This is a genomic window from Asticcacaulis biprosthecium C19 (genome assembly GCF_000204015.1).
GTDB lineage: Bacteria > Pseudomonadota > Alphaproteobacteria > Caulobacterales > Caulobacteraceae > Asticcacaulis > Asticcacaulis biprosthecius.
In genome coordinates this window covers 859,098-884,289 of sequence record NZ_GL883077.1, presented here as the reverse complement: position 1 = coordinate 884,289, position 25,192 = coordinate 859,098, and the positions used below count along the sequence as shown (strand labels likewise).

General features: G+C 60.5%; 31 protein-coding genes and 1 tRNA gene. 16 read left to right on the top strand and 16 right to left on the bottom strand.

What is annotated here, in order from left to right:
• Window positions 1–15: 15 nt before the first annotated feature.
• From ABI_RS04540 to ABI_RS04520, 5 genes are all read right to left on the bottom strand, one after another.
• On the bottom strand, window positions 16–819 hold the full coding sequence (locus ABI_RS04540; RefSeq protein WP_040308581.1) for a TraB/GumN family protein: 804 nt from the start codon (window positions 817–819) through the stop codon (window positions 16–18).
• Window positions 820–930: 111 nt separating this feature from the next.
• A complete protein-coding gene (locus tag ABI_RS04535; protein ID WP_006271664.1) occupies window positions 931–1,851 on the bottom strand; it encodes a TraB/GumN family protein in 921 nt (306 codons plus the stop codon).
• A gap of 20 nt (window positions 1,852–1,871) precedes the next feature.
• Window positions 1,872–2,063 carry a helix-turn-helix transcriptional regulator gene (locus ABI_RS04530; protein WP_006271663.1) on the bottom strand — a complete coding sequence of 64 codons (192 nt, stop codon included), beginning with the start codon at window positions 2,061–2,063 and terminating at the stop codon, window positions 1,872–1,874.
• 8 nt (window positions 2,064–2,071) lie between these two features.
• Window positions 2,072–2,503 (bottom strand): hypothetical protein, encoded by a 432-nt coding sequence (locus ABI_RS04525; RefSeq protein ID WP_006271661.1) that lies wholly within the window; start codon window positions 2,501–2,503, stop codon window positions 2,072–2,074.
• Between the two features lie 51 nt (window positions 2,504–2,554).
• A complete protein-coding gene (locus ABI_RS04520; protein WP_006271660.1) occupies window positions 2,555–2,974 on the bottom strand; it encodes a hypothetical protein in 420 nt (139 codons plus the stop codon).
• Between the two features lie 223 nt (window positions 2,975–3,197).
• Between ABI_RS04520 and ABI_RS04515 the strand changes: the two genes are divergently transcribed.
• The 7 genes from ABI_RS04515 (at window position 3,198) to kdsA (ending at window position 10,156) form a co-directional block, all read left to right on the top strand.
• Window positions 3,198–4,340: a GNAT family N-acetyltransferase gene (locus ABI_RS04515; RefSeq protein ID WP_006271659.1), complete on the top strand. Its 1,143-nt coding sequence runs from the start codon at window positions 3,198–3,200 to the stop codon at window positions 4,338–4,340.
• Window positions 4,333–5,316, top strand: coding sequence for a glycosyltransferase family 2 protein (locus ABI_RS04510; RefSeq protein ID WP_050808191.1), 984 nt, complete (start codon window positions 4,333–4,335; stop codon window positions 5,314–5,316). Before ABI_RS04515 ends, ABI_RS04510 begins: the two co-directional genes overlap by 8 nt.
• A complete protein-coding gene (locus ABI_RS04505) occupies window positions 5,313–6,266 on the top strand; it encodes a hypothetical protein (RefSeq protein ID WP_006271657.1) in 954 nt (317 codons plus the stop codon). The genes ABI_RS04510 and ABI_RS04505 overlap by 4 nt, the downstream gene beginning before the upstream one ends.
• A gap of 54 nt (window positions 6,267–6,320) precedes the next feature.
• Window positions 6,321–7,310, top strand: coding sequence for a hypothetical protein (locus ABI_RS04500; RefSeq protein WP_006271656.1), 990 nt, complete (start codon window positions 6,321–6,323; stop codon window positions 7,308–7,310).
• A gap of 120 nt (window positions 7,311–7,430) precedes the next feature.
• The gene (locus ABI_RS04495) at window positions 7,431–8,417 is read left to right on the top strand and encodes a KpsF/GutQ family sugar-phosphate isomerase (RefSeq protein WP_006271655.1); all 987 of its coding nucleotides are present in this window, start codon (window positions 7,431–7,433) and stop codon (window positions 8,415–8,417) included.
• 11 nt (window positions 8,418–8,428) lie between these two features.
• The gene (locus ABI_RS04490) at window positions 8,429–9,211 is read left to right on the top strand and encodes a 3-deoxy-manno-octulosonate cytidylyltransferase (protein ID WP_006271654.1); all 783 of its coding nucleotides are present in this window, start codon (window positions 8,429–8,431) and stop codon (window positions 9,209–9,211) included.
• Window positions 9,212–9,310: 99 nt separating this feature from the next.
• On the top strand, window positions 9,311–10,156 hold the full coding sequence (gene kdsA / locus ABI_RS04485) for a 3-deoxy-8-phosphooctulonate synthase (protein WP_040308579.1): 846 nt from the start codon (window positions 9,311–9,313) through the stop codon (window positions 10,154–10,156).
• A gap of 85 nt (window positions 10,157–10,241) precedes the next feature.
• Here kdsA and ABI_RS04480 read toward each other — a convergent pair whose 3' ends face one another.
• From ABI_RS04480 to ABI_RS04460, 5 genes are all read right to left on the bottom strand, one after another.
• A complete protein-coding gene (locus tag ABI_RS04480) occupies window positions 10,242–10,937 on the bottom strand; it encodes a DUF1345 domain-containing protein (protein ID WP_040308578.1) in 696 nt (231 codons plus the stop codon).
• Window positions 10,938–10,957: 20 nt separating this feature from the next.
• Window positions 10,958–12,547, bottom strand: coding sequence for a citramalate synthase (gene cimA, locus ABI_RS04475; RefSeq protein WP_006271651.1), 1,590 nt, complete (start codon window positions 12,545–12,547; stop codon window positions 10,958–10,960).
• Window positions 12,548–12,683: 136 nt separating this feature from the next.
• On the bottom strand, window positions 12,684–13,334 hold the full coding sequence (locus ABI_RS04470; RefSeq protein WP_006271650.1) for a hypothetical protein: 651 nt from the start codon (window positions 13,332–13,334) through the stop codon (window positions 12,684–12,686).
• Window positions 13,335–13,358: 24 nt separating this feature from the next.
• Window positions 13,359–14,036, bottom strand: coding sequence for a DUF2490 domain-containing protein (locus tag ABI_RS04465; protein ID WP_006271649.1), 678 nt, complete (start codon window positions 14,034–14,036; stop codon window positions 13,359–13,361).
• Between the two features lie 62 nt (window positions 14,037–14,098).
• A complete protein-coding gene (locus tag ABI_RS04460; protein WP_006271648.1) occupies window positions 14,099–14,689 on the bottom strand; it encodes a metal-independent carbonic anhydrase family protein in 591 nt (196 codons plus the stop codon).
• Between the two features lie 171 nt (window positions 14,690–14,860).
• On the opposite strand from ABI_RS04460, the gene ABI_RS04455 reads away from it, so the two are divergent.
• Genes ABI_RS04455 through ABI_RS04440 form a run of 4 tightly spaced genes read left to right on the top strand, consistent with a single transcriptional unit; the run spans window position 14,861 to window position 19,042 of the window.
• Window positions 14,861–15,964 carry a sensor histidine kinase gene (locus ABI_RS04455; RefSeq protein ID WP_040308577.1) on the top strand — a complete coding sequence of 368 codons (1,104 nt, stop codon included), beginning with the start codon at window positions 14,861–14,863 and terminating at the stop codon, window positions 15,962–15,964.
• Window positions 15,961–16,614 carry a response regulator gene (locus tag ABI_RS04450; protein ID WP_040308576.1) on the top strand — a complete coding sequence of 218 codons (654 nt, stop codon included), beginning with the start codon at window positions 15,961–15,963 and terminating at the stop codon, window positions 16,612–16,614. Before ABI_RS04455 ends, ABI_RS04450 begins: the two co-directional genes overlap by 4 nt.
• Entirely contained in the window at window positions 16,611–18,581 is a 1,971-nt protein-coding gene (locus tag ABI_RS04445; protein WP_006271644.1) for a sensor histidine kinase, read from the top strand. The genes ABI_RS04450 and ABI_RS04445 overlap by 4 nt, the downstream gene beginning before the upstream one ends.
• A 2-nt stretch (window positions 18,582–18,583) precedes the next feature.
• The gene (locus ABI_RS04440; protein ID WP_006271643.1) at window positions 18,584–19,042 is read left to right on the top strand and encodes a response regulator; all 459 of its coding nucleotides are present in this window, start codon (window positions 18,584–18,586) and stop codon (window positions 19,040–19,042) included.
• Between the two features lie 41 nt (window positions 19,043–19,083).
• Here ABI_RS04440 and ABI_RS04435 read toward each other — a convergent pair.
• The 4 genes from ABI_RS04435 to ABI_RS04420 form a co-directional block, all read right to left on the bottom strand.
• Window positions 19,084–19,157: transfer RNA gene (locus tag ABI_RS04435), tRNA-Gly, on the bottom strand.
• 92 nt (window positions 19,158–19,249) lie between these two features.
• Window positions 19,250–20,026: an exodeoxyribonuclease III gene (gene xth, locus ABI_RS04430; RefSeq protein ID WP_006271642.1), complete on the bottom strand. Its 777-nt coding sequence runs from the start codon at window positions 20,024–20,026 to the stop codon at window positions 19,250–19,252.
• 454 nt (window positions 20,027–20,480) lie between these two features.
• Entirely contained in the window at window positions 20,481–20,774 is a 294-nt protein-coding gene (locus ABI_RS04425) for a hypothetical protein (protein ID WP_006271641.1), read from the bottom strand.
• Between the two features lie 173 nt (window positions 20,775–20,947).
• On the bottom strand, window positions 20,948–21,550 hold the full coding sequence (locus tag ABI_RS04420) for a DUF6338 family protein (protein WP_040308575.1): 603 nt from the start codon (window positions 21,548–21,550) through the stop codon (window positions 20,948–20,950).
• A gap of 98 nt (window positions 21,551–21,648) precedes the next feature.
• Here ABI_RS04420 and ABI_RS04415 point away from each other — a divergent pair, with 98 nt between their 5' ends.
• Window positions 21,649–22,023 carry a thermonuclease family protein gene (locus ABI_RS04415; RefSeq protein WP_006271639.1) on the top strand — a complete coding sequence of 125 codons (375 nt, stop codon included), beginning with the start codon at window positions 21,649–21,651 and terminating at the stop codon, window positions 22,021–22,023.
• Here ABI_RS04415 and ABI_RS04410 read toward each other — a convergent pair.
• Complete coding sequence (locus ABI_RS04410; protein WP_006271638.1) at window positions 22,018–22,530, bottom strand: hypothetical protein; 513 nt, start codon at window positions 22,528–22,530, stop codon at window positions 22,018–22,020. The two genes, ABI_RS04415 and ABI_RS04410, sit on opposite strands and share 6 nt — an antisense overlap.
• A 156-nt stretch (window positions 22,531–22,686) precedes the next feature.
• Between ABI_RS04410 and ABI_RS04405 the strand changes: the two genes are divergently transcribed.
• Window positions 22,687–22,986 (top strand): hypothetical protein, encoded by a 300-nt coding sequence (locus ABI_RS04405; protein ID WP_157138690.1) that lies wholly within the window; start codon window positions 22,687–22,689, stop codon window positions 22,984–22,986.
• Here ABI_RS04405 and ABI_RS23395 read toward each other — a convergent pair.
• On the bottom strand, window positions 22,983–23,657 hold the full coding sequence (locus tag ABI_RS23395; RefSeq protein ID WP_083811380.1) for a LexA family transcriptional regulator: 675 nt from the start codon (window positions 23,655–23,657) through the stop codon (window positions 22,983–22,985). The genes ABI_RS04405 and ABI_RS23395 overlap by 4 nt on opposite strands.
• Before the next feature lie 62 nt (window positions 23,658–23,719).
• On the opposite strand from ABI_RS23395, the gene ABI_RS04395 reads away from it, so the two are divergent.
• The 3 genes from ABI_RS04395 to ABI_RS25845 all read left to right on the top strand — a co-directional run.
• Entirely contained in the window at window positions 23,720–23,986 is a 267-nt protein-coding gene (locus ABI_RS04395) for a helix-turn-helix domain-containing protein (protein WP_040308573.1), read from the top strand.
• Window positions 23,987–23,988: 2 nt separating this feature from the next.
• A complete protein-coding gene (locus ABI_RS04390) occupies window positions 23,989–24,996 on the top strand; it encodes a ParB/RepB/Spo0J family partition protein (protein ID WP_006271635.1) in 1,008 nt (335 codons plus the stop codon).
• On the top strand, window positions 24,993–25,192 hold a 200-nt coding region (locus tag ABI_RS25845), incomplete at its 3' end, for a hypothetical protein (protein ID WP_211211114.1). The genes ABI_RS04390 and ABI_RS25845, both read left to right, overlap by 4 nt.

Genomic DNA, 25,192 nt, shown 5'->3' with positions numbered 1-25,192 from the left:
GACGCGCTCTAGAAACTACCGCACATCCATACGCGCTACATCGTAGCCGCGCCGACGCAGTTCGGCCACGATGCCGTCCGGGCCAACCATATGCGCCGCACCCAGAGTCACGAACGCAGTTCCGGGCGTGTTCATCATGCCCTCGATACGCGGCAGCCACGCCTTGTGCCGGTCACTTAGCAACCAGCGGTAAATTTCCGGGTCCGACTTGGCCAGGGCCTTTACGTGCGTGGTCATGGCCTTCTGGTCGCCGCGCTGCCACGCGGCCACGGTCACATTGACGCCGTCGTCCGAAAAGCCGGTGCCGGCCTTGCCGCGCGGCGAGCGGTCAGCCTCGAAGCCACCCACCGACTTGTCCAGCATCTTGGCCCGGCGAAACAGCGCAACATCGGCCCCCACCGTCACCTGGCTGTCGGTAACCGGCGGCAACCGGTCGAGATTGCGCGACTCGAACCACGCCTGGTCGGCGCTGTCGAAAGCGACGAAAAGGCGCTGGTCCATCCAGGTGGTGCCAGGCGGCAACAGGTGGACGCTGCCGAACAGATACACGGTCGCATCACCCTTTTTCGCCACCCACAAAAGCGGCGCGCCCATAGGCCCGGCCTGGGCCTCGGCCAGATCGCGGTCCGCGCCTGGGGCGACTTTCAGGACGATCGCCGGGGCTTCCCGCGAGCGATTGACCCACAGACCGCCGGCCACCGTCGTGATGACAACACAGACGGCCGCCGCCGACAGCAGGCTGAGATCGAGCGCCCAGCTAAGCTGACCGGTCTTTTCAACCGGCCCCTGATATTCCTGGATACGGATAAGCTTGGTCATGACGACCCCTTGCTGGACAGGACGAATGTCTACGCCATGCAAGTTGCGGGCCGTATTTTTACCCTTTGTTAAGGATCATTTTGAAACAGGGTTATCAAGCCGTTAATCGCTTCAAGATCCCGTGCGCACCTTTTTGGCCTTGATCCCCTGTTTCTTCAGCAGGGTGATCACGCTGTCGGGACCGACCAGGTGTCCGGCGCCGACGGCGATAAACACCGTCCCTTCGCCGTCCAGAATGGTCTTGATCTTCGGCACCCATTGATGGTTGCGGCCGGCGATCATGCGCTTGTACCCAGTAGGATCGTTCTCTTCCAGGTCAGCAACCAGATGACGCTCCAAGGTCTTGACGTCGCCGGCCAGCCAGGCCGTGATGAGCTGATCGACCATCTCGGGCGTGTCGTCGAGTTCCTTGAGGATAGAGCGCAGGGTCTGGAGTTCCTCGGCTTCACTGTCGGGCGCCAGCACGTCCATCTGCTCTTCCATGGTCTCGAGGCCGTGAACGGGCTTACTGGCCGCCTGGGCGCGTCTCATCAGGGTGATGTCGATGCCGTTGTCAGGATCGAGGCCCATGGTCGCGAATTCGCACTGGACCAGCATCAGGCCCACGGCCCACTTACGCATGCCCATCATGGCCTGGCGACTGTACCCACAGGGCGGCAGGCGACGGTCGAGATCAGCGATCTCGTCTCCGGTCAGCCCGTCGGTCATGTTGTTGGCGGGATTGACCATGTAGGCGCGGGCCACCGCGACCAGGCGAGTCTGGTCGTCCATGTCCGCGACCTCCAGCCACACCTCACCGGCTTGGTCGAAGCGTTCCTGAATAGCCGGGGTCAGCCAGTTGACGCCATCGCGCATGGCATGGACGCTGCCGAACAGATAGATCGTCGAATCCTTGTCGCGGATAACCCACATCAACGGTGTGGGCGACGCCAGCGCCACCTTGTCGGCGGGGATGGGCGACTTGGCCGACACAGCCGGCGCGACAAAGCTGAAACTCAGGGCCAGCAAAGCGGCCAGAACGGTCCTTACCATGATCCCCCCATGTCACATGGTCATTCGGGCGTAAAGATGTCTTCTATCCGCATTTCGAACAGGCGGGCAAGCTGAAAGGCCAGGGGCAGGGACGGATCATACTTGCCGGTTTCGATGGCATTGACCGTCTGGCGCGACACCTTGAGCCGGTCGGCCAGGTCGGCCTGGGACCAGTTACGTTCGGCACGCAGGACCTTAAGACGGTTATTCATCCCTACCTTCAGCGATACTTCGTCCAGACTACGACCTGGCCCACGATCAGGCCCAGGACGAACGGCGCCATGCCAAGCACCCGGCCCATCAGAAAGCCTTCGTGTGCGCCGTCCAATGTCCCGATAAACGACGTGTAGGCGTCGGGAAAGATCATGGGAACGATTCCCGACACAGCGAACAGCCCAAAGCCGATGACGATTCCGGTTTGCGCCGCCAGACGCTTCTTGGTCTGGGCGAATTCGTCGGTCGCCGCAACCTTCAGACGGCGCACATACAGGAGGACGTAAATCAGAGCGGGTACCGCCAAGACATCAATGAGGATGCCGTACAACGGAAAGACCGGTTCGCGTGACCAATGCAGATTGAACCCGCCCAAGAGCCCGGCCATCGCCCCCAGAAAGACAATGCCCGTGATGAAAGTGCCGCGTGTCGCAGTCATGATAAAACCCTTTCAAATTGAAAAACCCGGCGCCACAAGACAATTGCCGCCTCAGGGCATGGCCGCACGGACATTAAGTCGATGGCTGTTGGTGACCCAGTACAGCAGCACCATGCCGACGACGGCCAACGAGGGCACATGATCTACGCCGGGCCGGAAATACCCGGCCAATTTGATCAACACCAGGAACAGCACCCCTCCCAGGGCCCCGGACGACGATGCCTTGTATTCAACGAGCCTTTGAAACTCGTCCGCCCGGCGCCACCACAAAGCGTACAAGCCTGCGCAGACCACCAAAGGCGCCCCGACGATCGCCGTCACCACGACGCCAACTTCCGCCGGTCCCGCTTGCAACGGCGAGATACGTTCAGCCACAGCGCAGGCGACCGTGTAAATCAGACCCAACAGCACCTTGAACACATACTTGCCCATTCCAACCGGATTGTCCGCCCGTGTTGCCGTTTGTGTCATTGTGAAAACCTCCCTCGAAACCCGATGACAAGGACACTTTACATTTTTGCACAGCACCGTCAAGCGAACTTGTCATAATGACGCGTGACCTTGTCATTTATCCCAAAGGTTAATGCAGGTTAAATACGTTTCAAAACCTTATATTTACTAGGTTTGCGCTATTTTTCCGGCACAGGGCTTGCAGGTACCGTCGTGACCGTAAGTTTCTGATCCGAAGGCGAACATGCTGACCTGCACCCTGTACAAGGCCCACGACCTGCCCCCTAGCGAGATCGCCTATTGGCGCGACCTGGCGGCGGTAACCCCTGACTTCGCCTCGCCCCTGTTGTCGCCCGATTTCATGCAGGCTGTGGCCCAGGTCCGCGATGACGTGTACGTGGCCGTCTATCGCCGCGGCGCCCAGACGATCGGCTTCCTGGCCCACCACCGCCGCCCCAACCGCTTCGCGCGTCCAGTCGGCGCGCCGTTTTCCGACTATTGCGCCATCATCACGGCGCCTGATCCGGGTTTTACTATCGCCCAGGCCCTGGAACTGGCCGGTATCGACCGTTTCCATGTCGCCGGCATCGTCGACCCCTACGGTATTTTCGGTGAGCCGATCGCCAATGCGACGCCGGAGGACGCCTATGCTATCGACCTGCGCGACGACGAACCCGGCAATAATGTCGTCAAGAAGCTGGCCAAGAACATCAACCGCCTGCGCCGCCAGTTGGCCGATCAGGTCGGCGAGCCCCGTTTTATCATCGGCGATGACAACCGCCGCCATTTCGACGCCATGATCGATCTGAAACGCGCCCAGGTGCGCCAGACCGGCCTGCACGACTTCCTGGCGGCGCCGTGGGTCCAGCGCTTGATGGACAACCTTATGGCCGCGCCGAAGGACGGGCTACATGGCTGTCTGGTCACCCTGATGGCCGGCGACACGCCGCTGATGTATCAGTTCGGTCCCCGCCTGGCTGATCGCGCCCATCCGTGGATTTCCAGCTACGATCCGGCGTTTGGCGCCTATTCGCCCGGCCAGATCTTTCTGAATGACTGCCGCATGCCTCTGAAAGAGGCCGGCATCAGCTGGTACGACCTGTCGACCGGCCAGCAGCACTACAAGCCCGCCTTCTGCAACCATCACAGCATCGTCCACAACGCCATGGTCTTCAGTTCATCGCCGGCCGGCCGCTTCAAACAAGGTTTCCTGAAGGCCGGGCGCCGCCTCCAGCGCGCCATTCGTCCCGTCGATCACCTGCTGAACCGGATCGACCGCCGCATGGATGTGATCGCCAGCCTGGAACTGGACACCGTCGCCCGCCTGCGCGGCTTCACCCACGCCGTGGTCACCGCCCCCAAACGCAAGGGTTCCTCCGATGCCTGATACGCGCCCGCCTGTCGCCTTGAAAACCGTCAGCGCCATTATTCCGACCTTCCGCCGCCCGGAAGGCCTGGATCGCGCCATGGCGTCCATCAAGGCCCAGACCGGCCTTTCCGGCACCGCGCTCGACCTCATCGTCTGTGACAACAGCCCCGAGGCTTCCGCCCGCGCTCAGGTCGAGGCCTTCGCCCTGACCACCGCCTTCCCCGTGCGGTATGTCCACGAGCCGAAAACCGGGGTCGCCAATGCCCGCAACGCCGCGGTGGCTGCCACTCAGGCCGACTTCATCGCCTTTCTGGATGACGACGAAGAAGCGCCGGCCGACTGGCTGTGGCGGATGCTGGCCAACCAGGCGGTCTTCAAGGCTGATGTTGTCTTCGGCCCGGTGACCGCGCGTATCCCCGACGATGTCGCGCAATACCGCCCCTATTTCGAAGCCTTCTTCTCGCGCCGCGGAAGCGACCAGTCGCAGGTCCTCGACACCTACTATGGCTGCGGCAACTCCTTGATCCGCCGCGCCCGCATGCCTGACACGGAGCCCTTTTCCACCGCCATGAACGAGTTGGGCGGTGAGGACGACAAACTGTTTGCCAGCCTCAAGGCCGGTGGCGCCGCCATCGCCTGGGCCGCTGACGCCCCCGTTTGGGAAGACGTCCCACCGCAGCGCGCCACCCTGACCTACACCCTGCGCCGGGGCTTCGCCTATGGCCAGGGCCCGGCCTATTGGGCCGGCATGGAAAAGCGCTGGGTCGCCTGTATCGGCTGGATGATCCAGGGCGCCGGTCAGGCCGTGGTGTTTGCTGGCATGGGCGCGGTCGCTCGCCTCGTCGGCTCACCACACGCCGCGCACCTGTTCGACAAAGCGGCGCGGGGCCTCGGCAAGGTTCTGTGGTTCCCGCCCTTCAAATTGAAATTCTATGGCCAGGCGCTCCTGAAAAAGGACAGCCAGCGCCCTTCCGCGCAAGGACACATCGCATGACTTTGATTCACTGGACCGACGACACCGCCAAGACCTTTGGCAAGTCCAACCTGGTTTTCCATCATGATCTGGCCGACAGTCACCTGTTCAGCGAAGACGCCTTGATCGCGTTGCTGGACCGATACCCGCCGGAAAGCCTGGAAGTCTTCACCATGGGCTTCGATCCCGGGCGTTCGGATGAATGGCGCTTCGGTCGCCACAAGGGCATGCGCGGTGCCGACTTGATGGCAGGGGTAAAGGCCGGCCGGATGTGGCTGAACCTGCGCAAGGTCAATCACGCTGACGCCGAGGTGGGCGCCCTGTGTGACCAGATCTTTGCCGAGGTGCGCGAGAAGACGGGTCAGACGGCGCTGAAAAGCGACCTGGGCCTGCTGATCTCTTCGCCCAACGCCCACGTCGCCTACCACCTCGACATACCTCTGGTCATGCTGTGGCAGATCCGCGGCATCAAGCGCGTCCATCTCTACCCGGTCGACGCCGACTTCTTCACGGACGCCCAGATCGAAGGCATCGCCTTGCGCGAATCCGACGAAAGCCTGCCCTATGACCCGGCGTTCGATTCCCGGGCGCTGATCCACGACCTGAAGCCCGGCGAGATGTTGACCTGGCCCCAGAACGCCCCCCACCGCATCGTCAATGGCGACATGGTCAATGTGTCGCTGTCGATCGAGTTCATGACGCCCCAGGCCCTGTGGCACGCCAATGTGCTGTACGCCAATGGCCTGCTGCGCCGCTGGTTCGGCCTGAACCCGTCGGTAGCAAAGTCGCCCAAAATTCTGGAACCGTTCAAGATTGTGCTGGCGCGCATCGCCAAGGCATTTGGCGGCTTCAAGGGCAACAAGTCGCCACTGGTGCCAAGCTTCTCGCTGGACCCGGCCCGCCCGGGCGAGATTATCTACGACGACGGCGTTAAGCCCTTCGTCGCGACGGAGACCAAAAGGGCGGCGTGATTTTGACAAGCCGCTAAGGAACGGGCAGGATCGGACGGTCCCGAGCGGGGAGCCATGTTCGATCCATCCAACTATCCGCGCACCTACACCGCAACATCCGGCAGGAAACTGCTGTTCACGGCGGTGGCCTTGGCGGGCAATTTGCTGGTCGCCTGGCAGTTCGCTATATTTCATGCCAGTCCGCCGTGGTGGCCGCTTGTATCCACCGCTCTGGCGGTGCTGTCGGCAGCTTGGGTGACGCACCAGATAGCCGAGTCCCTGGTGGTCTATCCCGACCGCCTTGAAGTGCGAAGCCTGATGTCGCGGCGGATCGTGCGGCGGTGTGACCTGGCCGCCTTTGTCGCCAGTTGGCCGCATGAGGACGGCCGCATAGTGGTGTGGCTGCGCCTGTCGAACGGCAAGGTGACCAAAATTCAGACGCTAGGCCCCGCCGATGAAGCCTTCATTGCCTGGCTGGATCATGTCCTTCCCGGCGCGATGGCCCCGCCACCGGAACCGGATACCGACCAGGCCCCGTACCAGAGCGGTAGCAGGGCCGCACTGGGACACTTCGATGCTTCAGCGTATCCACGCCTCTACCAGAAGCCGCGAGGCGTAAGGTTCGGCGCGTCCGTGCCCGCCGTCGTGACCGGCCTTGTCCTGGCCGTCTTTGCAATGTCCTTCATCGTCCTGACGCCGGGTAGTCAGCTTTTGCAGCACATGCGCCACCCCCTGGCCTGGCTGACGGTACTGATGCCCGCGGGTTTCGCCGTCCGGGAATTCATTGCGGCGTGGGCGGACTGGCGAACCCGGCTGGTGCTCCATGCTGACCGGCTCGAACTGGTCGAACGCGTGCGCCGTATCGTTCGCCGCGACCAGATTGCAGTCTGCCGCCACTACGTTTCGGACGACGATGCCGTACGTTACATCAAGCTGTATCTGCGAGATCATCGTCAAGTCGTGGTCAGTTCCTTCGTCGCGGCCGACGCGGCTTTCGACGTTTGGTTCCGCGAGATTCCAATCGTCGTCAACACTGTCGATCTCGATTCTGACTGCGACGATTGACGGCACCCTGAGCTTAGGACGTCAGCCAGAGTTATGCGAGCTTGCGTCATCCGAGAGACGGTCATTGTTCCGCCGCTGCAAGCTTGCTAAGAGGGGCGCGCTTCCCATATGCGAGCCTGTATGTCCGACACCGCGCCTGTTTTCGATATCAATTCTCAGACCGCCGTCCTGGCCACCGGCGCGCGCGTCCTGCGCACCGAAGGTGAGGCCCTGCTGCTGTTTGCCGGCTCCTTGGACGAAAACTTCGTCCGCGCCGTCGAGCTGATCCACGCCTGCACCGGCCGGGTCATCCTGTCCGGGATGGGCAAGTCCGGGCATATCGCGCGCAAGATCGCCGCCACCCTGGCCTCGACCGGCACGCCGTCCTTCTTCGTTCATCCCGCCGAAGCTTCGCATGGCGATCTCGGCATGATCACCCCGGACGATATCTGCATCGTGCTCAGCAATTCCGGCGAGACCTCGGAACTGAGTGATATCCTGGGTCACACCCGCCGCTTCGGCATCCCGCTGATCGGCGTGGCGTCGCGGCCCGGCTCGACCCTGCTGACCACGGCCGATGTGCCGCTGCTGCTGCCCAATGCACCGGAAGCCTGCGCCATCGGCATGGCACCGACCACGTCGACCACCATGACCCTGGCCCTGGGTGATGCCCTGGCCGTAGCCGTGATGGAAAAGAAGGGCTTCCAGCCGACCGATTTCAAGGTCTTCCACCCTGGTGGCAAGCTGGGGGCGCAACTGCTGACCGTGTCCGCCCTGATGCACAAGGGCGACGACCTGCCGCTGATCGGCGAAGGCGCCCCGATGAGCGAGGCCCTGCTGGTCATGACCGCCAAGAGCTTCGGCGTCGTCGGCGTCTGCAATGGCGGCGCCCTGACCGGGATCATCACCGACGGCGACCTGCGCCGGCATATGGACGGGCTGATGACCAAGCGGGCGGCCGATGTCATGCACCGCGGCCCGCGCACCATTGCTGCCGGCCATCTGGCGGTCGAAGCCCTGGGCGTCATGAACGATCGCAAGATCACCTGCCTGTTCGTCGTCGATGAGACGAAAACGCCGGTCGGCCTGATCCATATCCATGACTGTCTGCGCGCGGGTGTAGCCTAAGGATCTTTGAGATGAAAACTGTCGTCATCATTCCGGCGCGCTACGCCTCCAGCCGTTATCCCGGCAAACCCCTGGTCATGCTGAAGGGCAAGGACGGCGTCGCCAAGTCGCTGATCCAGCGCTCCTGGGAAGCCGCCAAGGCGGTCAAGGGCGTCGACGCCGTCTATGTCGCCACCGACGACGACCGCATCAGAGACGCCGCCGAAGCCTTCGGCGCCGAGGTCATCATGACGTCGGAACTGTGCGCCAATGGCACCGAGCGTGTGGCTGATGCCCTGCCGGGCTTGCCGCACGCCTACGACCTCTATGTCAATCTGCAAGGCGATGCGCCTTTGACCCCGGCCTGGTTCGTCGAGGACCTGATCGCCGAGATGAAGAAGCACCCTGAGGTCCAGATGGCGACGCCAGTGCTGCGCTGTGACGCCTTGACCCACGCCAACTTCGTCGAGGACCGGCTGCATGGCCGCGTCGGCGGAACGACGGCGGTGTTCGATTCCTCCATGAACGCGCTGTACTTCTCGAAAGAGGTCATCCCCTACACAGGCAAGACATTTGCCGAGGGCGACCTGATCCCGGTCTTCCACCATGTCGGCGTCTATGCCTACCGCGCTGAGGCGCTGGAGGCCTATGTCGGCTGGAGCACCGGGCCACTGGAAAAGTATGAAGGACTGGAGCAACTGCGGTTTTTGGAAAACGGCGTGCCCATCCGCTGTGTCGAGGTCGACGGCCGCGGCCGCGTGTTCTGGGAGCTAAACAATCCGGTCGATGTAGCCCGGATCGAAAGTTTAATTTGAGGGAATAGGCAGCACCTTAGTTCCCTCTCCCCACTTGAGGGGAGAGGGTTAGGGTGAGGGGTTGTCAGCCCCAAACGCCACCGGTTCGGAGTGACAAAGATGATCAATGCGCAACATATAAAGACCAAGGTGATCGAGGTCGGCGGGATACAGATCGGCGGCGACGAGCCCTTCGCCCTGATCGCCGGACCGTGCCAGATCGAAAGCCGCGACCACGCGCTGATGATGGCCGAACGGATTGCCGAGGCATGTGCGCCTACGGGCACGAAATTCATCTACAAGTCCAGCTACGACAAGGCCAATCGCTCCTCGATCGGGACGGCGCGCGGTATCGGCATGGACGAGGGCCTGCAAATCCTGGCCGATGTCCGAGCACAATTCGGCTGTCCGGTTCTCACCGACGTTCACGACGCCTATCAATGCCCGCCGGTCGGCCAGGTCGTCGATGTCATCCAGATCCCGGCCTTCCTGTGCCGTCAAACCGACCTGTTGCTGGCCGCCGGCGAAACCGGCAAGGCGATCAATGTCAAGAAAGGCCAGTTCCTGGCGCCCTGGGACATGGCCAATGTCGCCAAGAAGATCGCGTCGACCGGCAATGAGCGGGTCATGCTGTGCGATCGCGGCACCTCGTTCGGGTACAATACCTTGGTGACCGATTTCCGCGGCCTACCGATCATGGCCCAGACGGGCTATCCGATCGTGTTCGACGCCACCCACTCGGTGCAGCAACCGGGCGGCCAAGGCACGACCTCAGGCGGCCAGCGCGAATTCGCGCCGGTGTTGGCGCGGGCGGCCTGTGCGATCGGGGTCTCGGCGGTGTTTATCGAGACGCACGAGAATCCGGACTGCGCACCGTCTGATGGCCCGAATATGATCCCGATTGAGCAGATGCGGGAGCTGATTGGGGTTCTCCGCGCCTTTGATGACTTGGCCAAGGGCAAGTGATGGGGCGCGGGGCCTGAGGCCCCATGTCTTGAATATCTTTGGCCACGAACGCCGAAAGCGCCTCGCCATACTTCTGACGCCGCCGCTACTTCGCGATCAGTGACGCCGCGATATTGATGGTCAGGGCCAAAACCGTGGCGTTGAACAGAAAGGCCGCCACACAATGCACCGTACCAATCCGGCGCATTTCCCGCGTGGCGAAGGCGACATCTGCCGTCTGACCCGAGGTGCCAATGACGAAGGCGAAATACAGGAAGTCGCTGTAATGCGGCTGTTCCTTGCCAGGAAAGATCAGCCCCGCCACAGGTTTGGGCCGCGCCAGCCCGCTGTAATAGCCGTGGGCATAGTGAAACGCGAAGGCCAGGTGGATAAAGGTCCACGAACTCAACAGTGTCACGCCGGACAGCGCAATATGCCAAGCCTTGACCGCTGGCGCCAACCCCGCTGACGTGGCCAACTCACCGGCAATAGCGGCAAAACTCAACCCCGCCGCCACGAGCGACAGGATCAGGATCACGCCCTCCCCATCGTCATAGAGATGGGCGCGGGCTTCTAGGGTGGCATAGCTGGCGCGTAGCATATGGACCAAGGCAATGGCGATATACAGGCAGGTGAAACTGTTCCACGCCATCAGTGCCGCGGTCAGATCGTTGACCGACGTAAAGGCGTGACACACGGCAAGCACCACCAGCCCGGCACCCAGGGACAGCAGCAACTGCGGCTTCTGGCGCAGATAGCGGATAACGTGAAGGTCCAGCAAACTCTTGCTTTTCGAAGACATGCCGACCCGCTCCGTTCTGACTATTTACCCGCCCGCGCCTTCATCAAATGGTAGGTGATCGCGTCGAAAAGGGCATGATACGACGCGTCAATGACGTTGTGGCTGACGCCTAAGGTGTTCCACTTGTGGCCATCGTCGTCGCGGCTTTCGATCATCACCCGCGTCAGAGCGGCCGTCGCCTCCGAAGGCGTCAGGATGCGCACCTTGTAGTCGTTCAGGTGCATGGCCGACAGCTCCGGATAATGCGGCAGCAGCGCCTTTCGCAAGGCCGCGTCTAAAGCATTGACCGGGCCATTGCCCTCAGCGACCGTCATCACCGACTCGCCGCCGATCTTCAGCTTCACCGTCGCCTCGGCCACGGTAAACCGCTTGCCGTGCGCGTCGATGCGGCACTCATCCAGCGCGCGATAGCTCTGCAATTCGTAATAGGACGGCGACGTGCCCAGCTTCTGCAACGCCATCAGTTCGAAACTGGCGCTGGCGTCCTCATAGGCATAGCCCAGGGCCTCGCGTTCCTTGACCGCCTTGACCAGGTCGCCGATGCGGTCGTCAGAGTCGTCGACCGCAATCCCCATCTGATGCAGACGGTTGACGATATTGCTGCGGCCGGCCTTGTCCGAGACCAGGATCAGCCGGCTGGCGCCCACCAGAGCCGGGTCGATATGCTCGTAGGACCGGCTGTCCTTGTTCATGGCGCTGACGTGCAGCCCGCCCTTATGGGCGAAGGCGCTGGCGCCGACATAAGCGGCATGGCGGTTAGGCGCGCGGTTCAGCCGGTCGTCGACCAGACGCGACAACTGGCCGATGCGCGTCAACTGCTCGTCGCTCAAACCCGTATCGAAACCCATCTTCAGCATCAGGGTCGGGATCAAAGCGATCAGATTGGCATTACCGCAACGCTCACCTATGCCATTGATCGTGCCCTGGATCTGGCGCACCCCGGCCTCGACCGCGGCGATCGAATTGGCCACCGCCTGCTCGGTGTCGTTGTGACAGTGAATGCCCAACCGCGCGTCAGGCAGATGGGCCTTGACCGCAGCGACGATCTCGCGAACCTCCGACGGCATCGAACCGCCATTGGTGTCGCACAGCACCAGCCACTCCGCACCGGCGGCATGGGCGGCAGCCAAAACTTCCAGCGCATAGCCGGGGTTGGCTTTATAGCCGTCGAAGAAATGCTCGGCGTCGAAGACGGCTTCGCGGCCGTTGGCGACGATATGACCGATCGAGTCGGCGATCATCCGCAAGTTCTCAGCCCTGGACACTTTCAAAGCGGTTTCGACCTGCCAGTCCCAGCTCTTGCCGACGATGCAGATGGTGGGGGTATTGACGGCCAAAAGATCCTGCAGGCCGGGATCGTTGGAGGCCGACCGGCCGGCGCGGCGGGTCATGCCGAAGGCGGAAATCCGGGCGGTCTTGACGGGCGGCTGGGCAGCAAAAAAGGCGTCATCGGTCGGGTTGGCGCCGGGCCATCCGCCTTCGACATAGTCGATCCCGAACGCGTCGAGCGCCTCGGCTATAGCCTGCTTGTCGGCCACCGAAAAATCGATGCCCTGCGCCTGCGCTCCATCACGCAGGGTCGAGTCATAAAGATAGATCCGTTCACCCATGGCCCCATCTATAAGGGAAGCCGAAACAGATCAACGAATTTAAACGGTTGCGATGGAAACAGCCTGGAACAGCAGAAGGGTATCGAACCCGCCTCTTTAGGTTTAGATCAGCCGCTTCGTACGCGCCACCGAGCCTTCATTGGATACCCGCTTCTAGTATCTTCGCACCCCGATGCGCCTTCCAGGCGTCGTAGGTCTTGAGAATCCCGCCCACTTCCGCCGGCGCCAGGCTGACCGTGACACTGTGTCCGTTCGTATCCTTCAGGCGAATAAGCCAGGCATCCCTGTCCCCCTGACGATAAGCGCCTGCCACTTGCCGCAAATGGGCTTCAGGCACGTCAAAAACCACCCTCGTGATCTGTCGGGAAGGCCCGGGCATATCGATGCCGGGGCATTGGTCATTCCAGTGTTCGACGATGCGCAAAGGCGTCTCGGCGACCCCCGCCGCCGTCTGATAGCGCGCTGTCGAAAGAACCTTGCGCGCCCCCTGATAGCTCAGATCATACCAGACCTGCCAGACGGTCACGCCCGTCAGCCTGTCAATGTTTGCACGCACATGTGCGTCTTCCACATCCGCGCCCTTTGCCGGCGCCTCCCTTAAGTCTGCCGGTTCAGTCGACAGGACGATGTGATCATCCAGGTCATCACCGGTGAACTCAGCCACGTCGGCGAAATACTCGGAAGGCATCCGCGCCACACGTTCCGGCAGTTGGAGAACGGGCGTTTTGATAGCAGGGTCGGACGCCATAAATGACAAAGCCGCCAACGAAACAAGAATGGAGGGCATCTACCTAAATCCGCATAATAAGGGTCAAAACTTCGCGTTCAGCGCCAGGCTGATAACGTGGTCCATTCGGTCGGTATCGCGACGGTTCACCCATTGATGGATGTAGACCGGCTCGAAGGTCATGTTATCTTTAATCGGGATGTTGACGCCGACGGCATTTCGCCACCGGTCCAGCCCCTTTCTTTGCCCCCAGGCGGTCTCGTTGACGGAAACAAAGACTTCGGACCAGGCTACGACGCTGATCTTGTTGTCCAATGGCTTTGTCGCCCGGACCTGCTGACGAAGCCGCCAGCCGGTCTGTCCGAAACCCTCGAAATGTCGCTGTTCAAGGCGTGACCGCGCCGTGACCTTTAATCCGCCGTCCGTTGACCCAAGCTCATAGCTCAACTGTTGCCACAACCGATGTTCTCGCGACTCCGCGGGCCCCACAGGATTGGTGAAGACATAGGCATACCCAATCGCCGCGGACGTCGTTTTGCCCAGTTTCAGGCTGACGCTTGGACGGACAAGGGCTTGCCCTAACCGTGAAGCGTCATCGGTCCAGCGCGCCTGCCCCTCGACGGCAAGGGTAACGCGATCGCTCGTCGCAAAGCTGACCGTACTGGACGTCCACGCCTGGAAATCACCGTCAGCGGCATAGGCAGGACATGGCGCTAAAACGGCTAAAAGAATGAAGGCACGGGGTTTTATCACGATGAACACTTTTCAAAATAAAAGACAGGAAAGAGGTGCGCCTCTCTGAGACGCACCACAGCCCGCGCGGGCTATTTTCCGGCGTATGGGAGGGACGAATGGTGCAGGACGATCCGCAGTTTTCCGTCCGCGCCACGGACATAACCCCACGTCTTGTCGACGACGGTCACATTGCCCTTGGCATCCGTCAGGTGGACATTCCCCATGGAAATCGCCGAATTACCTGTAATGACGATGCCGGCGTTCTCGATCTTGTAGGCACGCCAGCCCTTCAGGGCAAAGCCGCTGTCCGCAGGGAAGCGGCTGTCACCCCCCACGAAATAGGCCAATGCGCCGTCGCGCGTCGTCCTGAAGGTGTTCGGAGCGGCCGCCAGGGTCGGCTTAAACAGCACTGGCCCCATATCGTAGGCGTAAGCCGCATCAAGGACTTTGCCCGCCAGGGTCTTGGCAGCATCGCGGCCGTTCCGCTCGTACTCAGTCGAGATAGCGACCAGGGCGTCTCCCCATGCGAGTTGGGCCGCCTCGACCTCGGCGACAGTGATGGGCGCATAAGGTGCAACGGAAACCGCCGCGGCGCTGGGATTGGCGTTCGCAATGGCCGGCGCCAGGGCCAGTAAAGGCAAGGCAAGAGCAAGGCTGAGAGCAGAGGTCCGGATGGTCATATCGGTGTTTTCCTTTCATGATGTCACGGCCGGCACGTTTGCCGATCGAGTGGCGTTTACCGCACCAAAATCGGCGATTTCAGCGCACCCCGCCATCCGCCGGACGGCGCTCCGCGCGGCCTAGGCCGAGTGGCCTATTCCCGAAACTTTTACGGACATGTATGAACACCTATGGAGTCACCTCACCCCCTGCTAAGCAGCCCGGTCGATACCGTCGGCGAACTGCGCGAATTATACCGTGCGTCGGAATCACGGGCGGCGAGGCTGCGTCTTCTGTCATCGATCGGCCGGGATCTGGCCCTAGCTGAGGACATAACCGTCCGTGACGTCATACAATCCTGCGCCGATCGAATTGCTCACTTCACCGGGAAACCAAAAGCCACGCTGCACTATTCCAACCTTGGTACGGGACTCGTCATTCCGGTTGCGAGACATCGCGATCAGCCAGGGGCATGGATCGAGATAGACGGCCTGACAGAACTGACCGACATCAGGGACAGTGAAGATCGGGACGTCGTTCGCATGGCCTTGGAACTGATCGGGACGACAGTGAATCGTTTTGAGCAGGAACGAGACCGTGCATCCCTGTTGGCGGCATTGAGTGATCGCGAGCGGCGCCTCGAATTCGTCGTTGGACGCCTGTTTTCGGCCCAGGAAGAAGAGCGTCGGCGTCTTTCCCACGACCTTCACGACGGCGTCGCACAAACAGCGACGGCGCTCGCTAGATTGCTGGAAGGCGCCTCCGGCAAGACGTGCGACCCGTTGCAGTCGGACGAGAGATTGCGCCTGGCCTCTATTGCAAGAGACCTCGTCGGCGAGTTGCGCTCGATCATTGCCGGACTACGCCCCACCCTCCTGGATGATCTCGGCCTTCAGGCGGCAATAACCTCCATTGCCGACATCCTCGCATCGGACAGGTATGAGGTCGATTTGCAGATCGATGCCCCGACGCCTGGCCTGCCCTCACATGTCGAAACGGCCCTCTACCGGGTAGCACAGGAAGCCACCAACAACATTCGCAAGCACGCCGGAGGCCCCTGCCGCGTCTTGATTCATCTCGTCGAAGATCGGGGGGCATATTGCCTGCGGGTTCGAGATTTTGGACAGGGCATCAAGGACAAAAGGGGGCTTGGCGATATGGAGCGACTTGGCCACCATGTCGGTATTCAGGTCATGCAGGAGCGTATGATTGCCATTGGCGGGTCCCTGGAATGGCAGGGAAGCGAAGGCGGCGTGACCGTCACGGCATCTCTTGGCGCGTCTTACGATCAATGACCTCCATCCGCGTACTTATTGTCGACGATCATCCGCTCGCGAGAGAAGGACTCAAGGCTGTGTTGTCGAAATCCGGCTTCACGGTTGCCGGAGAGGCGTCCAGTGGTGAGGAGGCCCTCGCCATGATCTCAGACCTAAGGCCCGACGTCATCCTCATGGATGTCCGTCTCGGGCCCGGCATGGATGGACTTGAAGCCTGCCGACGGATTGCCGCACTCGGCGTGGATGCGAAGGTGCTTATGCTGACCCTGCATGACATGCCCGCCTATGTCCGCGAAGCCCTGGCGGCCGGGGCCTCCGGCTATGTGCTGAAGGACACCGCTATTGACGACCTGAAGGCGGCGATTGTTCGTGTGGCCGAAGGGCACACAGCGATTCCGCTGGATCTTGTGACGGCGGCGCTGCGCCAGCCGGCAATGCAGGATCGCCAGCTTGACCTGATCGCCACACTGACCGCGCGTGAGCGTCAAATCCTGCACTGTGTCGCTGAAGGCATGACGAACAAGGAAGTCGGGCGCCATCTCGATATCAGCCCGGCGACCGTCAAGGCACACGTCGAACGCATCATCGCCAAGCTTGGCGTCACCGACCGGACTCAGGCCGCTGTCGCCGCAGCCCGACACATTGCGCTCCTGGGCCAAAGTTCATGAAGACCGCAGCGCCACCATCCCTCACCCGCTATTGGGCGGACCGTCCGCTGGCCTTGAAGGGGCTGGTCGTCGTCATACTCCCCTTGGGGATCCTGCTGTGTGCGCTGATCTCCCTGTTCCTGGCAAGCCATGCCGAGGAGCGCGCTGAGGATGATGTCCGCCGCGCCTTTGCCATTCAACGCGATACCTACTTGGTTCACGCGCTCCTTGCCGAGGCCGCAGCGGGCGTCCGCGGCTACGCTCTGACGCGCCAGGATCGCTTCCTCGAACCGTATCGAAAGGCTGAGGCCGAGCTCGAGCCGACGCTGCGACGCCTCGATGCTGAAATCATGGACCCGGAAATCCGGAGCCGCTTCGAACGCATCACGTCTCTGGCCGTTCAAAAACGCCAGGGACTGAAGACCATTATCGCACTTGCAGCAGCGAACGATGGGACCAAAGGTCACGCGGCCCTTATCGACGAGGCCTTGATCAACAACAAGTATGTCCTGGACGGAATGCGACAGGAAATCGAGCAGATTCAGTTACGAGAAAGGAGTCTCCTCGACAGCCGGCTGGAACGGGTGGAAGGCGTTCGCAACGGATTTCTCTTTTTGACCGCCATCAGCGCCATCGTCGGGCTTCTGGGAAGCCTGGCCGCCGTTTACCTGTTTTCGACCGGGATTGTCCGACGGGTTCGGAACCTGGACGAGAATGCCGAACGCCTGGCCCAGGGCGAAGAACTGGTCGATTTGCCTGACGATTCCGACGAGATTGGCCATCTGGCCTGGCGCCTGTCACGCGCAAGCGCCCTTCTGCGGGGCCGCGAGCAGGCCTTGCGCGAAAGCGAGGAGAGGTTTCGTCTGGTCGTGGAGGAGGTCCGGGACTACGGGATATTCGCCCTTGACCCAGACGGCGTCGTTACCAGTTGGAACCTCGGTGCCGAACGCATCAAGGGATGGTCCAGCCAGGAGATACTGGGCAAGCATTTCAGCATGTTCTATCCGCAGGAAACCCAGACCCACCTGCCCTCCGAAATGCTTGAGCGCGCCCGCCAGGCGGGTACCGCCGAAGACGAGGGATGGCGCCTTCGCAAGGATGGGAGCCGCTTTTGGGCCAACGTCATCATCACCGTGCTTCACGATGATCGGGGAGAGGTCTGCGGCTTTGCAAAGGTGACGCGCGACATGACCGAACGGCGCCGTGCCGAAGAAGCGCTCAAGGACGCCAGAGAGGAGGCTATCGCCGCCAACCTCGCCAAAAGCGAGTTCCTCTCCCGAACCAGCCACGAGCTGCGAACGCCAATGAGTGCCATCCTGGGCTTTGGTCAGTTGCTGGAACTAGATGAGAACACACTGGCGCCGCATCAACGGGCAGCCGTGGAGCAGATCATGATGGCCGGCCGTCATCTGCTATCCCTCATCAATGACCTTCTGGATATCAGCAGTATCGAAGCCGGTGGCGCCGAGCTGGTGATCCAGGACGTCGATGTCGCGGACGCAATCTATGAAGTACAGACCCTTGTTGCCCCCATTGTCGCCGGCGCCGGGCTGACGCTCGTCGTCAGGGATATGACATCCGGATTGACGGTGTCGGCAGACCGGCGGCGCCTCATCCAGATACTCCTGAATTTTATCGCCAACGCGGCCAAGTACCATCGCTCGGGGCAATTTGTTTTCGTGTCGGCTCGCATGGAAGACGACCACGTCAGAATTGAAGTCGAAGATGACGGTGACGGCATCGACAAGGCGGCTGTCTCACGGCTGTTCACGCCTTTCGACCGTCTGGGACAACCGAAGCGGAGCAAGACCGAGGGAACCGGGCTTGGCCTGGCACTGTCGAAGCGACTCGTCGAATCGATGACCGGACAGATCGGTTACGAGACGCCGGCAAAAGGTGCTCGCTTCTGGTTTACATTGCCGGCCGTGAGGCGTGTTGGAACATCGCCAAAACGAACAGCACGGAAGAACAAGGTTCGGGAGCCATAGAAATGCACAAAAATCTTGTCGACGAGGCCGATATCCGGTCGCGCCGGATTCTGGTCATAGATGACGAACAGGCCAACATTCTTCTGCTTCAGAGCCTGTTGCAGCGGGAGGGCTACAATGATCTGCATACCGTGACAGAGCCCACCAAGGCCCTCCAGGCCTATGTGACGCTGGCGCCCGACCTCGTTCTGCTGGATCTCATGATGCCCGAAGTCGACGGTTTTCAGTTGCTCGAAGCCTTTCGCCGGCATGACCGCCCGGACGAATACCGGCCTGTGCTTGTCCTGACTGCGGACACGACCCTGCAGGCACGCCGTAAAGCCCTGGCGCTCGGGGCGAAGGATTTTGTGGGTAAGCCATTCGACATCATCGAAGTGGCGCTGCGTATCTCCAACCTGTTGGAGACGCGTATTTTATATGAAAGGCTGCGAGGAAACCCGCTCGACGGCAAATCGCACTGACATGCGTGACCTTAAGATCGTGAACGCCAAGCCATGGGACCTGGAGCGGGTGAAGGGAATCGAACCCTCGTTGTCAGCTTGGGAAGCTGCTGCTCTACCATTGAGCTACACCCGCGCGCTTAGGTGGCGCCTCACATTTATCCAAAAAGTGGAACCACTTTTGGGCGCGAGGCTTGCGGCGTAACCGTCAGATGCCACAGCCCGGCTTCAATCGTCAAGTACGATCCAGACCGGCGCGTGATCGCTGGCCTTTTCCCAGCCGCGGACGTGGCGATCGACCTCGGCCTGGCGCAAGCGCGGCGCCATGGACGGGCTCAGTAGCAGGTGATCAATGCGCAGGCCGGCATTCCTGGGCCACCGGGCCCGCAGGTAGTCCCAGAAGGTGAATATCTGTTCGCCCGGATGCAACTCGCGTAGCGCATCCGTCCAGCCCTGAGCCATCAGGGCCGCATAGGCCTCGCGCACCTCGATGCGAAACAAAGCATCATCCTGCCACCGGTCCGGCGCATAGACATCGATATCCGTCGGCATGACATTGTAGTCGCCGGCCAGGACCACCGGCGCGCCCGTAGTCAGCAGTTCCGCCGCATGCGCTTTCAGCCGCTCGAACCAGCGCAGCTTGTACTCGAACTTTTTGCCGGGCCAGGGATTGCCGTTGGGCAGGTACAGCCCGCCGATCAGCACACCATTCACCGCCGCCTCGATATAGCGGCTATGCGTATCGTCGGGATCGCCGGGTAATCCGCGCCGCGTTTCCACCGGCTCGGCACCGTGCGCCAGGATGGCGACGCCGTTCCAGCTTTTCTGGCCGTGCCAGATGGCGCCGTAGCCCGCCGCCTCCAAAGCCTTCACCGGGAACTTCTCATCGGGCGCCTTCAGTTCCTGAAGACAGACCACGTCCGGTCGCGCTTCCGCTAGCCAGCGCAGCAGCACAGGCAGGCGTCCATTGACGCCGTTGACGTTGAAAGTGGCGATCTTTGTCAAAGGACAGAAGAGATTAGAGTGCTAAATGGGGTGGGATTTGGCGGGACTCGGCGGGATGTCGTGGGATGAGCCATTGAAAACCCTAAAAAAATTTCGGCGGCAGGTGACCGCTGGCAAGGCAAGAACTCTGTCTAGAGTAAATAGGCGTTTAGACAGCATTTCGGGGCATTTTGGGCCAGGTCGGGTAAGAAACCCATTCTTTTTGGGGCTAGGCCTTAGGCGGCCCTTAAACAGCCCCTAAGGCGGATTTAATAAGGGGGTCGGCGCGGGGGGCGGGCCAACGAAACATATGATTTAATGTGGACGGCGCCGGCGACGTGCATGCCGAACTGACCGGATAGACCGGTCAGTTCGGCGGTTGCCCGGTCAGTTTCGCAAAGCCAAGGATTCTAAGCTGGTGGTGAAAGGTCTTGCGTGAAACCGACACCGAACTGACCGGGCGAACTGACCGGGTTTACGGCCGCATTTCCGCTAGATGATCAATTGCTAGGTGCAGATCTGGGAAATGCGTTTTACCAACGTTTTTCAGTCGTTGGGTGATGAGCTCAACCTGGTTCCAGTCCTTGTCAAAGATGGCTTCATTGAGAGCATTTAGCTCTCGTTCCTGCCAATCCGCCCACCGTGTCGCCCAGGCCTTAATGGCATCGATCTTATAAAGTGCCTGTTCTTCCGTCTTGCTGTCCGACGGTGGACCAGCTTTGAGGTGGGGAGGTAGCTTTTCAAGCTGCTGTCGCAATGTCTTGACCATGGCGTCTTACTTCTTACCGCCACTGCCTTTATCCGGAGGCGTGCTGCTGCCGCCCCCACTTGTTGCCGGAATGTGCCCGCCCTGGGGCGCTGGCGAGGTCGTTGGCGGCACACGGGAGGGTGCAGTGGGGATGTATCCACGCTGCTGATAACCGGGATGTCTCTTGTCATTCATCAGGAATCTCCTTTTGGCCAGAATTCAATTGACTGAATTTCACCATGTGAAATCAGGACGCTACTGTTACGCTTTTGCCAGACGTTTTGAGCGTCCAGTTCGTAAACGTCTTCCATGAAGACGTCTCGTTCGGTTGGATCACTGGATAAAAACGAGCCAGTGCCCAGAACTCCAGCCCACTTCGTATTGTCCTTCAACACAATCAAAACCCAGGACTCCTGCAAAGTTTGGAACCGCCAGTCCCAAGCGCATTCAACAGGATGGACGGTTGAAAGATTGAATTTCCGCATTAGGCGATGCAGCCACTTCTCCTTGATACTTAAACCAGAGAGAAGCCCGAAGAGGGCGGGGACAACCAGAATGATCGAAAGCCAAAGCACCAACGACCACTCATAAAGCGCCTTCGCTTCATAGAGTTTGGGAAAGATCGGCATCACCACTGCATGATAAACTACCGACAGCGCCATATAGGTCACAAAAGCGTCTTTCAGCGGCGGCAGCCTTCCATGGGTGAATTGGACGCGCACGTAAAGGAACACTATGCCCGGAACGGCATAGATGAAGAATGCCCTTAGCTGTTCGGGAGATAACAAATTTTCCATCAATCGTTACACCCAGATGTAGCAATTCGCTTCCGACTCACGTTGAACATATAAGGAACATTCGAGAATTGAGTCGAGTCAAATTACGGACTTAAGAGATGACCTTCCTGTTTATATTTTTTGCGGCTCAACTTAGCTGCTCGCCGTCCGTGACGGATGGGGACACCATCCGGTGTGGTGAGGAGCGGATCCGGCTCCTGGGCATCGATGCGCCGGAGATGGGCGGCAAGTGTCGCCCTGGGCGGGTCTGTGTCGCCGGCGATCCCAAGGCCAGCAAGGCCAACCTGGTCAGGCTGATGAAGGTCGGGCCGTATAAGATCGAGCGGGTCGGAACTGACCGCTATGGCCGGACCCTGGCCCTGGTTACCGCCGGCGGCGTCGATGTCGGCTGTGCCCAACTCAAGGCCGGCCAGGCGGTCTATGTCGCCAAGTGGGACAAGGGCGGCCGCGTGCGAAAGGCGTGCGGGTTATAGATCCGCCTTCGGACACTTTCCATTTTTGAGATGTTCTTTTAAGCAGATTTTGATCTTGACGCCGTCATTCGTAAGCAAATGCCATGTGCTATTATCAAAATATTCGCCGCGAAGTTCAAACGCGACCCGGTTTGACATTACCAGACCCGGGTTCAAATCGCTCGAAGATTTGCGCGTGATGACCGGCTCTTGGTTGATAGCCCAGTTCGTCCAATCCTCATCAAAGTTGTAGACCGTCCCGTTTTGGTCGACAATTGCCATATTGGGAAAATCCGCAGCGGGCAGTGGCTTTAGGCTGTCGTTGCCGGTGTCCCAGCTGACGACTAAAATCTTGGAATTCTTTAGGGCTCCATCGATGTTCTCATAGGACTTCACACCCTTCACCATTACCTTTATGTCGCCCAAAGGGACGGTGTCGCCAATGCCGAAAACCTGCTCCGCCGACGTTGCCTTGTTAGCCTCGACCGGTTTCTTGTCCGCGCATGCGCTCAACAGGATCAGCGCCATAGCCAGTGTAACCGCCTGTCTCATTTTATGCCTCGAATTTGAAGGCGCCCGTTTTCGCCCGAAATCGACCCGTTAACAAGGGGTAAAAAAGCACCTTGACACCCTAGCTTGAAAATGGAACAAAAAGGGAACATTCCAAGAAGGATTATGGGGGCCATGAAAAAGGCAGTTGGTGAGATCGTTGCCATGCCTCGCTTTGACGAGGAAATGGACGCTTTAGTGAGCGCGCTCGAGGCTCGGTGGTCGAACGGTTCCAGGAAGCTCAGAGGTTACCCCAGAGACGGGGAAATCAAGGCTGTCTGCGCGGCATGCGGAATGGAAAGGCTCGAGCAGGTCCGGCACCTGGTTGAAGGGTGCGGGCTGGGCGACCTCACACTGGGTGAACTGTCGCGCGATGCCTATTGCTTGCGGTCAACCTGCGGAGAAGCCCTTAGTTTCGAGGACGAAGGTTATTAGAACTGCACTCCGGCCCAGATGACGCGACCGAGGATTTTGAAGTGTTCAAGGTCGGCACCCTGAAAGACTTCCGGCGGGTAGTGGTCGTTATCTGACCGGGCCTCGATGCCGCCCACGCCCACGGGCCGTAGGCGTTTGATCCGCAGGTGTTCGCCGACGCGAAAGGCGTAGATGCCTTCGTTGAGCTGGGTGTCGAGTTCATCGACCAGGACGGGCGCACCATCGGGAATGGTGGGTGTCATGGAGTCGCCCTTGGCGCGGAAAGCCTTAAGTCCGTGGATAGAGGTGCGGCCCAGAGCGCGCAGTTCATCATCCGAAAAACCGATGACGCGGCCCTCGATTTCGCCGACGTCAACCCAGCCGTGACCCGCCGAAAACCTAAGTTCCGACAAGGGGATATCGTTCATGCGGCTTAGGGAGCGCGGGCCGTCGCCGCGGCCCAGGATCAGGTAGGGAACGCTGACGCCCAAGGCATCGGCAATGGCTATGGCTGTATCCGCCTGCGGAAAGCGCTCGCCGTTCGCGTAAGCGGAAATCTTCGCTCGTGGTTCCCCGGTTATTCGCGCCAGATCAGCTTGGGAAAGACCCATGTCACGTAGGCGTGACAAAATTCTCTCGCCAAATGCGGATTTAGACGCCTCTTCGGATTGACTGTCCTTTATATGTGCCATATTGTCACTTTAATGTAGCGAATGGCGTGATTTGCCACGCATACGTTTCACAAGGACTGATGATGCACCACGAAGACATCAAAGCCGCGCTCCGCAAGAAGTACGGCTCACTCAAGGCCTTCGAGGAGGCCCACGCTCTACCCGCCAATTCGGCAAGTGAAGTTATTCGCGGGCGAGCCGTTCTGCAAACGGCCCGCGTTATCGCGCGGGAGCTCGGTGTTTCAGTCATTGAAGTCAGTCCAGCTTGCAAGCGCCAGTATGATCGCTTGGTTATGGACTATACGTCCGTAAATCTGGATTCGCACCGTCTAAATGTCGAGGCGAATTAGACATGGCCGAAACAGCGCAAGCCCTGGCCGAAGTCCTTTCGGCCAACCCAGAACGCCTGGACCAGGTCCAGCTCATTCGCATTTCCGATATCGACGACAGCGACAGGCTGCGGCCTCTAGACATGCAAGTGGTCGAAGGCCTCGCCGCCAGCATGGCGCGCGAAGGGCTCTTGCACCCGATCGACATTTGCCAGTTGCCAAACCAGAAGAGCGGCAAGCCCTATCGGCTGGTCTGCGGCGGACATCGGCTGGGTGGCGCGAAGTGGAATCAGTGGGATGTGATCCCGGCGTTTGTCCGGTCGTCCGGCGCGCTCGACCGCATGTCACGGGAGCTGGCCGAGAACTTCTTTCGCGCCGAGTTGTCGCCGCTGGATCAGGCAGCCTTCGTGGCGAAGCTGATCGAGACGGAAAAGGCCCGGCTGGGGATCGCTCCTGAGGCCGATGGACGGGCGTTGAACAGCGACTATCGGTCTGCAAAAGTCTCAAAAAAACAGATGACTGACGATTTGTGCAACGTGCACAAATCGATGGGTCTTCAGGAATCAGTTGCCACCCGGCTCGGCTTCGACCGGTCTACCGTCTCCCGCCACCTCGCTCTGAACGCCATTGCGCCATCCTTCCTGGACCGCGTGCGTAAGCTACCGATCGCCGGCAATGCTTCGGCGCTGCGGCAGTTGGCCAAGCTCGACTTTACCGACCAGGCCAAGGCGCTCGACGTGCTCGAGGCCGACCTGGACAAGGGTGGGGCACGCGACATCGGCAAGGCCATCGCCATCGTTAAGGACACCACGCCGCCCGACCCGGAAAAGAAGCGCCTGGGGGCCTTTATCGGGGCCTTCGAACGCATGGGCCGGCGCGAGCGGATGGCTGCGCTGATGGCGCTGGCGTCCATGATGCCCAAGGGCGTCGAGATCAAGTTCCAGGACAGCGGCGAGCAGGTCCAGGCTGCCACGGATGCCGCACGGCTTAGCGGACGGGGTCTGGCAGGGATCAAGGAGGCCGCGGAGTGAGCCAATCGCTTGAAGAACCCATCGCGCAGCTTGCCGCGAAGCATGGCCCAACAGCGGTTCACGCGGCGGCCCAAAAGCAGTACTTCATCCATGTCGGTCGCACTATGGCAGTCGGCTTTCAGGCCACGCTGGTCCAAATCGAACTCGCCAAAGCGAAAGCAAGATACCCCTCCACCGCTTCGCGGTCCCCCTCCCC

Coding starts and splice junctions, on each gene's coding strand:
- ABI_RS04540 (WP_040308581.1), bottom strand. CDS start 819: ATGACCAAGCTTATCCGTATCCAGGAATATCAGGGGCCGGTTGAAAAG.
- ABI_RS04535 (WP_006271664.1), bottom strand. CDS start 1,851: ATGGTAAGGACCGTTCTGGCCGCTTTGCTGGCCCTGAGTTTCAGCTTT.
- ABI_RS04530 (WP_006271663.1), bottom strand. CDS start 2,063: ATGAATAACCGTCTTAAGGTCCTGCGTGCCGAACGTAACTGGTCCCAG.
- ABI_RS04525 (WP_006271661.1), bottom strand. CDS start 2,503: ATGACTGCGACACGCGGCACTTTCATCACGGGCATTGTCTTTCTGGGG.
- ABI_RS04520 (WP_006271660.1), bottom strand. CDS start 2,974: ATGACACAAACGGCAACACGGGCGGACAATCCGGTTGGAATGGGCAAG.
- ABI_RS04515 (WP_006271659.1), top strand. CDS start 3,198: ATGCTGACCTGCACCCTGTACAAGGCCCACGACCTGCCCCCTAGCGAG.
- ABI_RS04510 (WP_050808191.1), top strand. CDS start 4,333: ATGCCTGATACGCGCCCGCCTGTCGCCTTGAAAACCGTCAGCGCCATT.
- ABI_RS04505 (WP_006271657.1), top strand. CDS start 5,313: ATGACTTTGATTCACTGGACCGACGACACCGCCAAGACCTTTGGCAAG.
- ABI_RS04500 (WP_006271656.1), top strand. CDS start 6,321: ATGTTCGATCCATCCAACTATCCGCGCACCTACACCGCAACATCCGGC.
- ABI_RS04495 (WP_006271655.1), top strand. CDS start 7,431: ATGTCCGACACCGCGCCTGTTTTCGATATCAATTCTCAGACCGCCGTC.
- ABI_RS04490 (WP_006271654.1), top strand. CDS start 8,429: ATGAAAACTGTCGTCATCATTCCGGCGCGCTACGCCTCCAGCCGTTAT.
- kdsA (WP_040308579.1), top strand. CDS start 9,311: ATGATCAATGCGCAACATATAAAGACCAAGGTGATCGAGGTCGGCGGG.
- ABI_RS04480 (WP_040308578.1), bottom strand. CDS start 10,937: ATGTCTTCGAAAAGCAAGAGTTTGCTGGACCTTCACGTTATCCGCTAT.
- cimA (WP_006271651.1), bottom strand. CDS start 12,547: ATGGGTGAACGGATCTATCTTTATGACTCGACCCTGCGTGATGGAGCG.
- ABI_RS04470 (WP_006271650.1), bottom strand. CDS start 13,334: ATGCCCTCCATTCTTGTTTCGTTGGCGGCTTTGTCATTTATGGCGTCC.
- ABI_RS04460 (WP_006271648.1), bottom strand. CDS start 14,689: ATGACCATCCGGACCTCTGCTCTCAGCCTTGCTCTTGCCTTGCCTTTA.
- ABI_RS04455 (WP_040308577.1), top strand. CDS start 14,861: ATGGAGTCACCTCACCCCCTGCTAAGCAGCCCGGTCGATACCGTCGGC.
- ABI_RS04450 (WP_040308576.1), top strand. CDS start 15,961: ATGACCTCCATCCGCGTACTTATTGTCGACGATCATCCGCTCGCGAGA.
- ABI_RS04445 (WP_006271644.1), top strand. CDS start 16,611: ATGAAGACCGCAGCGCCACCATCCCTCACCCGCTATTGGGCGGACCGT.
- ABI_RS04440 (WP_006271643.1), top strand. CDS start 18,584: ATGCACAAAAATCTTGTCGACGAGGCCGATATCCGGTCGCGCCGGATT.
- ABI_RS04425 (WP_006271641.1), bottom strand. CDS start 20,774: ATGGTCAAGACATTGCGACAGCAGCTTGAAAAGCTACCTCCCCACCTC.
- ABI_RS04420 (WP_040308575.1), bottom strand. CDS start 21,550: ATGGAAAATTTGTTATCTCCCGAACAGCTAAGGGCATTCTTCATCTAT.
- ABI_RS04415 (WP_006271639.1), top strand. CDS start 21,649: ATGACCTTCCTGTTTATATTTTTTGCGGCTCAACTTAGCTGCTCGCCG.
- ABI_RS04410 (WP_006271638.1), bottom strand. CDS start 22,530: ATGGCGCTGATCCTGTTGAGCGCATGCGCGGACAAGAAACCGGTCGAG.
- ABI_RS04405 (WP_157138690.1), top strand. CDS start 22,687: ATGAAAAAGGCAGTTGGTGAGATCGTTGCCATGCCTCGCTTTGACGAG.
- ABI_RS23395 (WP_083811380.1), bottom strand. CDS start 23,657: ATGGCACATATAAAGGACAGTCAATCCGAAGAGGCGTCTAAATCCGCA.
- ABI_RS04395 (WP_040308573.1), top strand. CDS start 23,720: ATGCACCACGAAGACATCAAAGCCGCGCTCCGCAAGAAGTACGGCTCA.
- ABI_RS04390 (WP_006271635.1), top strand. CDS start 23,989: ATGGCCGAAACAGCGCAAGCCCTGGCCGAAGTCCTTTCGGCCAACCCA.